We start from the raw sequence: 11,772 nt of genomic DNA, 5'->3' as shown, positions 1-11,772 counted from the left end.
GAAGCAGCGCCTACGATTTGGCAAGCGCATCGACCAGATCGGCTTTGGACATGTCGGAGCGCCCCGAGATCCCCTGATCCTGCGCCCGTTCATAAAGCTCCGCCTTCGTATGGGCGTTCAAGGCAGCCTTGCTGCCCTTGGCGCGCCCGTTCTCATCCGTTGCCACGCGGATCGCCATCATCAAGGCATCCTTGTCCATATCCGAGCGACCTGCGATATCAAGATCCTGTGCCCGCTCATAGAGCATGTCATAGGTTGGGCCACTTTCCTTGATACGCGCGACCTTCTCCTGCACATCCTCTGGTTGGTCGGAGAATTGTTCCTGGCCATCGCGGGTATCGCTCTGCTTCTTTCGGGTCGAGCGCCGGTATTCTTTTTCGGTCAGGATCATCCTCACCTCTTTTGGCAGATATCGCTCTCCGGTCTCGCTGCTATCGGCCCCGGATTTGGTCCCCCAGTCCTCCTCGCTCCATTGATTGAGGTCAGTATCTTCCTGATCGGGACCATCTTCGGCATAGGTACCACCACGGCGCTTGTATTCCTGGACGGCCAGCTGTGCCTTGCGGGCCGACCATTCCCCCGGTTCGCCGCCCTTGCCGCTTTTGGTGAGGTCTTCTTTCACTTCTTCCCAGAGTTCAGGGTCGTTTTTCTTCGCTGTGGTCATTGGCCTCTCCTATGTCAGGAACACCCATCGGATTTCAACGGATCATGCCCTCAGTTCATCAGCGAGTATCGCCACCGGCTGTTTTCAATGTCGTCCTCGGGTCCGCCCTGGGCGCAATGTCGCCTAACATAGCCAACAACCTTAGCCATGTGTTCATAGTCTTCCTGACTCAGGTCATCCTTGTTCGTGCGTTTGATCTTGACGATCCGACGTCCAGACGCATGTCCCGTCGACTCGCCGTTGTCACTGTCGCCAACCGATTTGCTCTCTTCGGTCTCCAGCCAGCTCTCCAATTCAGCAGGCGTCATATTGACGGCTGTGTTCCACTGGTCCCAGATTTCGGCTTTGCTTTTGGATGACATGACCCATTCTCCCAGATCCGCTCGATGAGAAACGCGCAAGAGCCGGTTTCGTTCCGATGGCCGGTACAGCCCGCCTCAGGTGGAGATAAACCTGACTGTGCAGCGATCGATTTCAGCAGCTGTCAGCCGCCCGGTTGCGAAGGCACCAGTATCCAAGGCGATCCGACCGTCGGCAACAGTAGGCTCAGTGACGATCCAATGGCCATGAACAACCCAAATATCATCCTTGCGGCGTCCCTTGCGGGCATCTGGGCAACCCCATAGCAGCTGTTGCCGGAATTGTTCTGACACAGGAGCGCCCGGATCCGCACCGGCATGGGCCATGAATATATTACCGGATTGGCAACAGGTGGGCAGACCCTCTACCCAAGCGATCATCTCTGGACCCATCGCTGCGCGCAGCGCAGCTGCTCCCTGCTCCAAGCTGGCGGCCGATGAATGCTCCGATATGCCGGTGACACCAAAACTCGCAAGCGTTTGCAGCCCGCCATTGCGCAGCCAGATTGCGGCATGTGCAACCGGGTCGATCAGAAAATCCAGCAGCATGGCTTCATGGTTTCCCATCAGGGCAGTTGTATCCGGCCGGTTCATGAGACGGCGCAGAACTGCGGCGCTCTGTTCGCCTCGGTCGATGTAATCGCCCAGGCAGACCAGAGGCAGCGCCGGATCAAGCTGCTCCAGAAGGCGGGCCAGCAGATCGTCGCATCCGTGAACATCGCCGATAACATAAAAACGCAATTCTGGATTGAGAGCTGCAAAATCTTGTGGTTTTCGCCGAATTCCGGTAATTAACCTTTTGAACATAATCGCTGCTCCCTGGGGGCCTGATGCTGTCATAACCGGCAAATCTGCTGGTCTAGTGTTAGGCGGGGTTGGGAGCAGTGTGAAGAAGCACCGCCGAAAAAGGTGGGCACGACGAGGCTGGGTGGGAATGCGGGGACACGCAATTCTTATGATTGGCTGCCTGGGTACGCTCAGCGGCCCGCTGGGTGCCATTCAGGCTCCGGCCCAGACACTATCGACATATGGAACGCCCGGATTGGTCGATATGCCGACCGCAGAGGTTCTGCCCGACGGAACCATCGCGCTGACCACCTCAAACTTCGAGAACACCAGCCGCAACACCCTGACGTTTCAGATGTTGCCGAATATTTACGGCAGTTTTCGCTATAGCTTTCTGCGCGGTTTCGACGCCGGCGTCGACCTTAGCCGGTATGACCGCAGCTTTGATATCCATTTTCAACTGCGCGATGAAACAGCGGCGGGACCGGCTATCGCCCTTGGCCTGCGGGATTTCGGCGGGACCGGCGTCTACGCCAGCGAATACCTCGTGGCCACAAAACATGTCACTCCCGATCTGACCGTCACCGGCGGGATTGGCTGGGGTCGGCTTGCCGGGCGCGGCGGGCAGCGCAATCCACTGACGGCACTCGATGGGCGGTTTGATACACGACAAGACTCAAACGCCGGCGGCATATCCACAACCGGACAACTGGACTTTGGCAATTGGTTCCGCGGCGACGCCGCATTGTTTGGCGGTCTGCGCTGGGATGTAACTCCGCATTGGTCGCTGACCGCCGAATATTCCTCCGACACCTATTCAGCCGAAGCTCAACGTGGGCTGAATGACATCCGTTCACCTGTCAACATCGGCGCATCCTACCGCTTCGACAACGGAGTCACTTTGGGCGGCTCTTATCTCAACGGATCGGCCCTCGCCGTTCAGCTGAGCTATGCGTTTGATCCGCGCCGCGCCGCTGCTCCCGGCGGTCAGGGAGCCGCCGCGCCTGCGCTGAAACCGGAAGAACAGGTCGCCCTGGCCAGCTGGAACCTCGCCCAGGGCGAAACCGGATCCGCCGAGCCTGCCCGGCTCTACGGCGTGCTGCAATCCCAGCTTGAGTCCGAGGGCATCCGGCTGCTCGGCTTCGAACGCGTGGGCAGCCAAGCGCGGATCACGGTGGAGAACATGCGCTACGGCGCCTCCGCGCAGGCTGTCGGTCGGACCAATCGCGTTATGGCAAATACCCTGCCTCCGCATCTGCAACAGTTTGAGGTCACGCTCGCCGAGAACGGCCTGCCCACGACCCGCGTCACCACGCAGCGGAACGACCTCTACGAGCTGGAAGGCGATCTGGATGGCGCCTGGCGCAGCCTTGCCCGTGCCGATATCGAAGACGCCCCAGAGCCGATCCCCAACAGCGCTGGCATCGACGCCTTCCCTCGGTTCACCTATCGCTTCGGGCCTTACACGCAGCTGTCTTTCTTTGATCCAGATGAGCCGCTGCGCTACGAAGTCGGGGCGGAACTGCGAGCCGCCTATCAACCTGCGCCCGGCCTGACCTTTGCCGGACAGCTGCGCCAACCGGTGATCGGCAATCTCGACGCCTCCGCCCGCCCGTCAAATTCGGTCTTGCCGCGGGTCCGCTCGGACTGGGCCCGCTATGCGTCGGAATCCGATCTGCGCCTCAGCCATCTGACAGCCGATTACGTCTGGCGCCCGCACCAGGATCTGTTTGCGCGCGTCACTGCAGGCTATCTCGAGCAGATGTTTGGCGGCATATCGGCAGAGGTGTTGTGGTTCCCCGTTGGCAGCAGCCTGGCGTTAGGAGCCGAGCTTAATTATGTCCGGCAACGCGATTTCGACGTCCAGTTCGGATTTCAGGACTACGACGTCGTGACCGGTCATGCCTCGGTCTATTACAAAACGCGCGCCGACTATCATGTTCAGGTCGATATGGGCCGGTATCTGGCTGGTGACTGGGGCACCACCGTCACCATCGACCGTGAATTCAACAACGGTTTCAAGGTTGGGGCCTTTGCAACGCTGACCGATACATCCTCCGAGGATTTCGGCGAAGGCTCCTTTGACAAGGGCATCCGTGTTGAGGTGCCCGTTGCCTGGCTCACCGGCAAACCGTCGCGGCAGAGTATCACGCAGGTTATCCGCCCCGTGCTGCGCGATGGCGGCGCGCGGCTCAACCTGCAGACACGTCTCTATGAAAAAGTGCGCGACAGCCGTGGGCGCGCGCTTGCCGCACAATGGGGGCGTTACTCCAGATGACGATCACCCGACAGCTCCACCACCTGGTCATCAGCAGCGCTGCTATTGGCTGCCTGATCCTCGCAGCCTGCACAAATGACGAGCGTGAGATCCTGACCCTTCAGCAGCTGCGGCAGGGCGGTCTCTCCTCTGCCATACCTCACGTCGCGGAGCTGGCCGAGGCTGGCGCAGAACAGATGCAGGTTGGATTTCTCCAGACAGGAAGAAGCGGCGTGATGCTTCGGGAGACGGAGCGGGCGGGTCTGGTGACCTGGCTGTCCTCGGACGGCGCCAGCCTGCAAACCGACCGGGGTCTGCTGCACGCAACCCGTGGCTTCGGTATCGGCCTTATGGCCGTTGAACAGGATCAATCCCGTGGACGGATTTTTGCACGTGCAGAAGGTCCGGCGCTGCGCTTTCACAGCTATCTGACCGGAAACGACCAGATTGAGACCCGGACATATCACTGCGAAATCAAGGATCGCGGCCCCCGCACCCTGACCATTGGCGACCAGCAGATTGCGAGCCGTCTGATGGTCGAAAACTGCCAAAACCCTGAGCAGCGGTTCCTGAACCTCTATTGGCTGCGGTCATCAGACAACAGGTTGATCCAAAGCCGCCAGTGGACCGGGCCGTTTATCGGCAATTTGACAACGCGACTGCGGGGAACGCCATGATCCGCACACCCCTATCGCATCCGACCAACACCACCCCACCCCGACCGGAGGAAAGACCTTGCGCCTGATTTCTATGATCTGCTGCGCCACAATTGCGCTGGCAGGATGCTCGACCATCTACCGCAGCTCTGACGTTATCCCCGGCGCCGGGGATGGCACGCAGGTGCGTGTGGTTCCGCTGAATGGCGAAACCGTGATCCAGGCCAACCGCGCGCCTTATGCGCCGCAATCCCTTCCGGATGCCTATGCACGATCAGCGGGAACCGGCGCGGGCCTGGTTGGCCGCGGGGCGGGCCGCCTGCCTGAGGCACCCTCAACTCAGGAAGGTGCGCGCAATCAACGCCTCGCCCTGAAGCCCCCCCCTTCCGTACCGCAGATGCCCTATCAGATCGGGGTTGGTGATGTCGTGATGCTGGCGACACCGTCCACGCGCAACACGCTTGAGCAGCTCACCGGCCTGCTTGCCGCGCAAAACAGCCGCAACGGCTATACCGTGCAGGATGATGGCTCTGTCAATATACCCGACGTCGGCCGCATCCGCATCGGCGGGCTGACCATCGAAGATGCCGAAGAGCTGCTGTTTCAGAAACTGGTCGAAGCGCAATTCGATCCGACATTCAGCCTTGAGATCGCCGAGTTCAATTCACGCCGCGTTTCGGTTGGCGGTGCCGTCGGCAAACCTGGCGTGCTGCCGATCACATTGACGCCGCTCTACCTCAGCGAAGCCCTTGCCGCCGCAGGCAGCGTGTCCGTCCCAGATATTGATGTCAGCTCGGTGAGGATTTACCGCGACGGCGACCTCTACCAGATCCCGCTGACGGATTTCTATGCCAGCCCCGACCTGCAGAACATCCGTCTTGTCTCCGGCGATGCGGTATTTGTCGACACGGACTTCAACCTAAACCGGGCCGAACGCTTCTTTGAACAGCAAATTCGCCTGAAGCAGACAACTCTGGCTGCCCGCGCACAGGAGCTGAGCGAGCTGAACACCGCGATCACCCTCCGCCGCAGTGATAATGCCGAGCAACGCAGCACCTTCGAAGCCCGCGAGGCGCTGGGTGCCAATGGTCGCGATTACGTCTATCTGACCGGGGAGGTCGACAATCAGACACGATACCCCCTGCCGTATGAGCGTCAGGCCACGCTGGCCGATGCACTCTATGATGCGGGCGGTGGAATAGCCCGCGAAACCGGTGACGTCTCGCAGGTCTATGTGCTGCGCGCCTCCAGCGATCCGCGCGAGTTCGGCGCGGTTACCGCCTGGCATCTGAATGCCAGCAGCGCCGCCAATCTGACACTCGCGACAAAATTTCAGCTGCGCCCGGATGACGTGATCTTTGTGGCCGAAAACCCGGTCACAAAATGGGGTCGCACCCTGCGCCAGATCACCCCGTCGCTGATCACCACACCTGTTGCGGCAGCAGTCAATTGACCGGCCTGACATCGACAGGACCGGTCACCCGCCTCATGATCATCACTTTGATGGTCCTGTCTTTGCTCGGGGCACCCGGTGCTGCTCAGACCGTTAAGCAGGACGATGATCAGCTAGAGTGCGAGGATGAACGGGATGCGGAAGAGGACGAATGTCTGCTGCTCGTTGAGCCGGTCGTGGGCCAGTTTGCCCCAATGATCGCACCTGCTATGGGCCTGCTGGGGCTTGCCTTGGTGGCGGGACTTGCGGCCTCCGGCTCGACCAGCACGACCAGTACGGATTAGTCGCGCCGATGCTTCACCGTATCTATGCGCAACCAATCGGCAGCCAGGCGAAGGTCCGCGCATAGGCTCTCGGTGTGACGGCTGCGCTGCTCAGGATCTGGGCTCCGCAACAGATACGATGGATGCAAGGTGATCAATACCGGCATGCCGTCGGCGCGATGTTCGATGGTTCCACGCCGCCGCAGAATGTCCGCACCTGATCCCAACAAAGCCTGCGTCGCGGTGGCACCAAGCGCGAGGACCAACCGCGGCCGGACCTGTTCCAGCTCGGCCCGGAGCCAGATCTTGCAGTGCTGGATCTCCGATCCATCGGGCCGCTGATGTATCCGCCTGCGCCCTCTTGGCGTGAATTTGAAATGTTTGACCGCATTGGTGACGTAGGCTGCCTGTCGCGGCAGGCCGGCCTCCGCGGCCAATTGGTCGAACAGTTGCCCGGCGGGGCCAACAAATGGACGCCCCGCCAGATCCTCGTGATCACCGGGCTGTTCGCCGACGATCATCAACGCGGCATCTGTCGGCCCTTCACCGGGCACCGCCTGCGTGGCCGACCGGTGGAGCGGGCAGCGCGTGCAGCTGTTGATGGCCTCCGGCAGACCCCCAGCTGCTCCTTGCCAGACAGGGTTGGCCGCAGGTAGTCGGGCCTGTACCCGCACAGCCCGCAACGGTGGCAGAGTTGGCGCCGCCTCAGCCATCGCCCGCGCCCGCGCCGGGGCCGAGGCGATCAGGTCAGGAATAGCGACGGCCTCCGGCATGTTCTGCCAATACTTCTTGGGCATTTCCGATTGCATCGCCTGCACCTTCAACCGTGCCGGATTGAATATATTGCGGAAATAAGTGATCCACAGCGCCTCGCTCGCATCCTCCGGCAGGTCGGGCCTTGGCTGCCCCGGTTCAAACCTGAGTTGCCCACCCTCGAATATGGCCGACACGTCAGGTGTCAGAATACGCCAGTCCATATCGGCAAAGCGGCGGGCAAAGAATGTAGCGGTCGGCTCCACCGTGTGATGTGTCGGCTCAAACCACGCCGCAAAAGATCGGCGCGGCGCGTCAGCGGCACCCAACTCCCGAAACCGCACAAAGGCCTTCATCTTGTGCTGACAGCGCGACACCGATTTTTCCATCTGGCGCAATCGCGCCAGATCCGCGTCAGCCCGATCGCTCATCAACCCGCGTTCACTGCGCAGGCGCCAGAGAAACTCGTAAAGCCGGGCAAACCGGTTCGGATCACTATGCCAGACAACCTTATCGGCGAGGGTAACAAAGCTGCGCGGGACCTGGACCTCTCCGCCTGAAGGCGGTCGCGCCTCTGAGGCGAATAGATCAGGCGCGGCGCATTCATTGTTCCACAGGATGGCGTCAGGTGGGATATTCTGCGCCAGAAACCCTCGCGCCGCCCGACGCCAGGCCACTGCCGTCCCGATCAGGGGCATCTCGGCATGATACATCAAAACAGGGCCAATTGTTCCGGCGGCGGCAGAAACCGGGCCCGCAAATCCGCGCTGTCGGTCAAACCGCCCGGTGTCCACCCGCCAGCAACGACAAAGGCACGCGCCTTCTTCATCGAGGCCCCGATACGAACCAGATCTTCGTATCGCAGCATCCGATGCCGTCGCGTGCTGAGGATCCGCGTGACCGTTTTGACCCCGAACCCCGGAACCCGCAGCAGCAGTTCCCGGCTGGCCCGGTTCACATCCACCGGAAAGATCTCGCGATGTGCCAGCGCCCAGGCCAGCTTGGGATCGACCTGCAAATCCAGATTTCCATCCGGCGTGACCGATGTGATCTCATCGAGCTGAAAATCATAAAACCGCAGCAGCCAATCGGCCTGATACAACCGGTGTTCACGCTGCAACGGTGGCGAGATCAGCGGCAGCTTGGCCGAACTGTCGGGGATGGGCGAAAACGCGGAATAATACACGCGCTTCAATTTGTAGCTTGCATAAAGCCGGGTCGATTGCCCCAGCACCGTCGCATCATTTGACCCATCCGCCCCTATGATCATCTGCGTCGACTGACCTGCGGGCGCAAATCGCGGCGGACGCCTGCCCGTATAGCTCGCCTCCCTGGCTGCATCAGCGCGCATCCGGACGTCTCCCATCGCCTTGCGGATCTGGCCGGGATCTTTCTCCGGCGCATGTTCACGCACGGCGGCATCGCTTGGCATCTCGACATTGATCGACAGCCGATCCGCCAGAAGCCCAGCTTCGGCAATCAATTCAGGGGCAGCATCGGGAATGGTCTTGAGATGAATATATCCGCGAAAATTCTCCTCATGCCGCAGCTTTCGCGCGATCTGCACCATATCTGACATCGTCGCATCCGGGGACCGGATGATACCGGAGGACAGAAACAGACCTTCTATATAGTTGCGTCGGTAGAATTCTATCGTCAGCTTTACAACCTCATCGACAGAAAACCGCGCGCGCGGCACATTGGACGACACCCGGTTCACGCAGTAGGTGCAGTCGTAAATGCAAAAGTTGGTCATCAGGATCTTCAGCAGGCTGATGCAGCGACCATCCGGCGTGTAGGCATGGCAGATGCCCGTACCCTCATTCGAGCCCAAGCCCTTCCCATCGCGGGAGTCACGTTTTGTCGATCCCGAAGACGCACAGGACGCATCATATTTTGCGGCGTCGCTGAGGATAGCGAGCTTTTGATCCAGCGTTTGTCGAGTCATATGTTCTGTATATGTTCCCACCACAAAGAAGGCAATCCAACCAGCGGCGCACCTTAGGTCAAACCAGCAAAAGACAACCGCGACCTCACGTCCTGGCGATTGACGGGAACCCAAACCACCAAGCCACGTTGATCTTGCAAGCCATAGGCAAAGAACTCCCCTCCTGCCGTCAGAGAGAAAGGTCAACCATGTCCGACACCATTCAAACCGTGAACCCAACCACTGGAGAAACCCTCAACAGCTATTCCCTGCTGAGCGACGAGGCGATGGAAACTGCAGTACAAAGCTGCCATGAGGCCTTTCTCAGCTGGCGCCAGACCCCGGTAGAAGAGCGCGCGAAGGTCATCAAAGCCATCGGGGCCGCCCTGCGTGAGCGCAAGGATGAGCTTGCCGAACTGATGACGAAAGAAATGGGCAAGCTGCTGAAACAGAGCCATCAGGAAGTCGAGCTCTGCGCGGCCATCTGCGACTACAGTGCAGGAGAGGCCCCCTCGGCATTCGCCCCTGAAGAGCGCGATATCCAAGGTGGCAAGACAGGGCATATCTTCTATTCCCCCATTGGTGTCGTCTACGGCATCCAGCCCTGGAATTTTCCAGCCTACCAGGTGGTGCGCTACTCAATCGCGAGCTTGATCGCCGGTAACGGCGTACTTCTGAAACACGCCTCCAACGTGACCGGCTCGGGCCAGATGCTGCAAGAGATCTACGAAAGCGCGGGCCTGCCAAAGGACCTGTTCCAGGCTCTGGTGATTTCCCACGATCAGTCGGACGCGCTGATCAGCCACAACCTGGTGCGCGGCGTAACACTGACCGGCAGCGATGGCGCCGGCCGCAAAGTGGGCGCAAAGGCGGCCGAAGCGGTAAAAAAGACCGTGCTGGAACTGGGATCCAACGATGCCTACATCGTCCTGGAAGATGCGGACATCGACGCAGCCGTCCAGACCTGCGTGCAGGGGCGGACCTATAACAATGGCGAAACCTGTATTGCTGCCAAGCGCTTCGTCGTCGTCGACGCAATTTACGACGAATTCCGCGACGCCTATGTTGCCGCCATGAAAGACGTGACCCCGGGCGACCCGATGGGTGACGATGCCGACATTGGACCGATGGCACGGAAAGATCTGCGCGATGACCTCCATCAGCAGGTCAAGGACAGTGTCGCAGGTGGTGCCAAGATCCTCTGCGGCGGCGAAATGCCAGAGGGCAAGGGTTTCTACTATCCGGCGACCGTTCTGGAAAACGTGACCCCGGGCCAGCCTGCCTATGACGACGAACTCTTCGGCCCGGTGGCCGCACTGATCCGCGCCAAGGACGCAGAGGATGCGATGCGCATTGCCAACGACAGCCGATTTGGTCTCGGCGGTGGCATCATGACCAAAGATACGGACAAGGCGATTGCCCTCGCCCGCGATCATTTCGACACCGGCATGATCTTCATCAACGGATTTGGCCTGGCAATCCCCAACATGCCTTTCGGCGGCGTCAAGGACTCCGGCTATGGCCGCGAACATGGAGGCTTTGGCATGAAGGAATTTGTGAATGCAAAATCCGTCATGGTGATGAGCTGACGCCACTCGGGCCGCCTGCACGACGGGCGGCCCGCACATTGCGGGTCCGCAGCCCCGCCAAACGTGGATCGACCTGATGAAACTGGTCTATTGCAAGGATGATCAGCCCGGGATCTCGCGCCGACGTCGCGGTCGCGGGTTTTCCTATCATATGCCTGATGGCAGCCACATCGGGGACCGTACCGAAGTGGACCGGCTCAACGGGCTTGGCGTGCCCCCTGCCTATACGGATGTCTGGCTCTGCCCATTGGCAAATGGTCACCTGCAGGCCACCGGGCGCGACGCGCGCAATCGCAAGCAATATCGCTACCATCCCGCGTGGCAGTTGTTGCGGGCAGAACAGAAATTCGACAATTTGGTCAGTTTCGCCGAGAGCCTGCCGCAGTTGCGCAGGTGGATCAGCGACAGGCTGAGCGGCACCATAGGCGAGGAGGAAACGGCGGTCGCTGCTGTCCTTGCCCTGATGGATCGCGGCTCGCTCAGGATCGGGAACCCGCAGTACACAGAGGACAACGGCAGTTACGGCGCCACGACCCTGCGCCAACGGCACATCGAGTTCTCCGGTCAGTCGATACATCTGCGCTATACCGCAAAAGGCGGCAAGACAGTTGAGAAGTCGATCCGGGGCGCGGCCCTGCAACGCATATTGGAGCGTTCACAGGACCTGCCCGGACGCGAACTCATCTCTTGGCTCGATGATGGTGGCAGCGTACGCGCCGTCCGGTCAGAGCAGGTACAGGAGGTTCTGACCAACCTTTGCGGTGACGGCGTCTCCGCCAAAACGCTGCGCACTTGGAACGGGACCCATGCAGCCTTTCGCACGGCGCTGCATGCCCCCAAGCTCACGATTTCAGCCATGGCGGAGGCAGCGGCGGAGCGGCTGCACAATACACCGACCATGGCGCGCAACAGCTACATTCACCCAAAGGTCATCGCATTGGCCGAACTGCCCGACGACACGCGCACCGCACGGCTCAAATCGCTCACCCGGCATGGTATCGACGGACTTCGCATGGGTGAAGGCAGACTACTCGAACTACTGACGACAAACTGATCGGGCTGCCC

At 60.4% G+C, this 11,772-nt stretch carries 11 protein-coding genes; 6 read left to right on the top strand and 5 right to left on the bottom strand.

What is annotated here, in order from left to right; translation table 11 throughout:
• Window positions 1-10 precede the first annotated feature (10 nt).
• The 3 genes from VXL81_RS09155 to VXL81_RS09145 form a co-directional block, all read right to left on the bottom strand.
• Window positions 11-664, bottom strand: coding sequence for an aspartate-semialdehyde dehydrogenase (locus tag VXL81_RS09155; RefSeq protein ID WP_416539548.1), 654 nt, complete (start codon window positions 662-664; stop codon window positions 11-13).
• Between the two features lie 50 nt (window positions 665-714).
• Window positions 715-1,026 (bottom strand): DUF3140 domain-containing protein, encoded by a 312-nt coding sequence (locus tag VXL81_RS09150; RefSeq protein ID WP_416553903.1) that lies wholly within the window; start codon window positions 1,024-1,026, stop codon window positions 715-717.
• A 75-nt stretch (window positions 1,027-1,101) separates the two neighbouring features.
• A complete protein-coding gene (locus VXL81_RS09145; RefSeq protein ID WP_416553901.1) occupies window positions 1,102-1,863 on the bottom strand; it encodes a metallophosphoesterase in 762 nt (253 codons plus the stop codon).
• A 94-nt stretch (window positions 1,864-1,957) separates the two neighbouring features.
• Between VXL81_RS09145 and VXL81_RS09140 the strand changes: the two genes are divergently transcribed.
• From VXL81_RS09140 to VXL81_RS09125, 4 genes are read left to right on the top strand one after another with little or no spacing between them, the layout of a single operon-like run.
• Complete coding sequence (locus tag VXL81_RS09140) at window positions 1,958-4,087, top strand: YjbH domain-containing protein (RefSeq protein WP_416553899.1); 2,130 nt, start codon at window positions 1,958-1,960, stop codon at window positions 4,085-4,087.
• Complete coding sequence (locus VXL81_RS09135; RefSeq protein WP_416553897.1) at window positions 4,084-4,743, top strand: YjbF family lipoprotein; 660 nt, start codon at window positions 4,084-4,086, stop codon at window positions 4,741-4,743. Before VXL81_RS09140 ends, VXL81_RS09135 begins: the two co-directional genes overlap by 4 nt.
• 58 nt (window positions 4,744-4,801) lie before the next feature.
• On the top strand, window positions 4,802-6,175 hold the full coding sequence (locus VXL81_RS09130; RefSeq protein WP_416553895.1) for a polysaccharide biosynthesis/export family protein: 1,374 nt from the start codon (window positions 4,802-4,804) through the stop codon (window positions 6,173-6,175).
• A 50-nt stretch (window positions 6,176-6,225) separates the two neighbouring features.
• Window positions 6,226-6,459, top strand: coding sequence for a hypothetical protein (locus VXL81_RS09125; protein ID WP_416553893.1), 234 nt, complete (start codon window positions 6,226-6,228; stop codon window positions 6,457-6,459).
• Here the strand turns inward: VXL81_RS09125 and VXL81_RS09120 are convergent.
• Window positions 6,456-7,904, bottom strand: a complete 1,449-nt coding sequence (locus tag VXL81_RS09120) for a UdgX family uracil-DNA binding protein (protein ID WP_416553891.1) — start codon at window positions 7,902-7,904, stop codon at window positions 6,456-6,458. The two genes, VXL81_RS09125 and VXL81_RS09120, sit on opposite strands and share 4 nt — an antisense overlap.
• Complete coding sequence (locus VXL81_RS09115; protein ID WP_416535408.1) at window positions 7,904-9,139, bottom strand: putative DNA modification/repair radical SAM protein; 1,236 nt, start codon at window positions 9,137-9,139, stop codon at window positions 7,904-7,906. The genes VXL81_RS09120 and VXL81_RS09115 overlap by 1 nt, the downstream gene beginning before the upstream one ends.
• Before the next feature lie 188 nt (window positions 9,140-9,327).
• Here VXL81_RS09115 and VXL81_RS09110 point away from each other — a divergent pair, with 188 nt between their 5' ends.
• Window positions 9,328-10,707 carry an NAD-dependent succinate-semialdehyde dehydrogenase gene (locus tag VXL81_RS09110; RefSeq protein WP_416553889.1) on the top strand — a complete coding sequence of 460 codons (1,380 nt, stop codon included), beginning with the start codon at window positions 9,328-9,330 and terminating at the stop codon, window positions 10,705-10,707.
• A 76-nt stretch (window positions 10,708-10,783) separates the two neighbouring features.
• On the top strand, window positions 10,784-11,761 hold the full coding sequence (locus VXL81_RS09105; protein WP_416553888.1) for a DNA topoisomerase IB: 978 nt from the start codon (window positions 10,784-10,786) through the stop codon (window positions 11,759-11,761).
• Window positions 11,762-11,772: the final 11 nt, after the last annotated feature.

This window comes from Phaeobacter sp. JH204B, from assembly GCF_048055755.1.
Taxonomy (GTDB): Bacteria; Pseudomonadota; Alphaproteobacteria; order Rhodobacterales; family Rhodobacteraceae; genus Phaeobacter; species Phaeobacter bryozoorum.
Note: the sequence above shows the minus strand (reverse complement) of the source record. Positions and strands in the feature narration are given on the sequence as shown.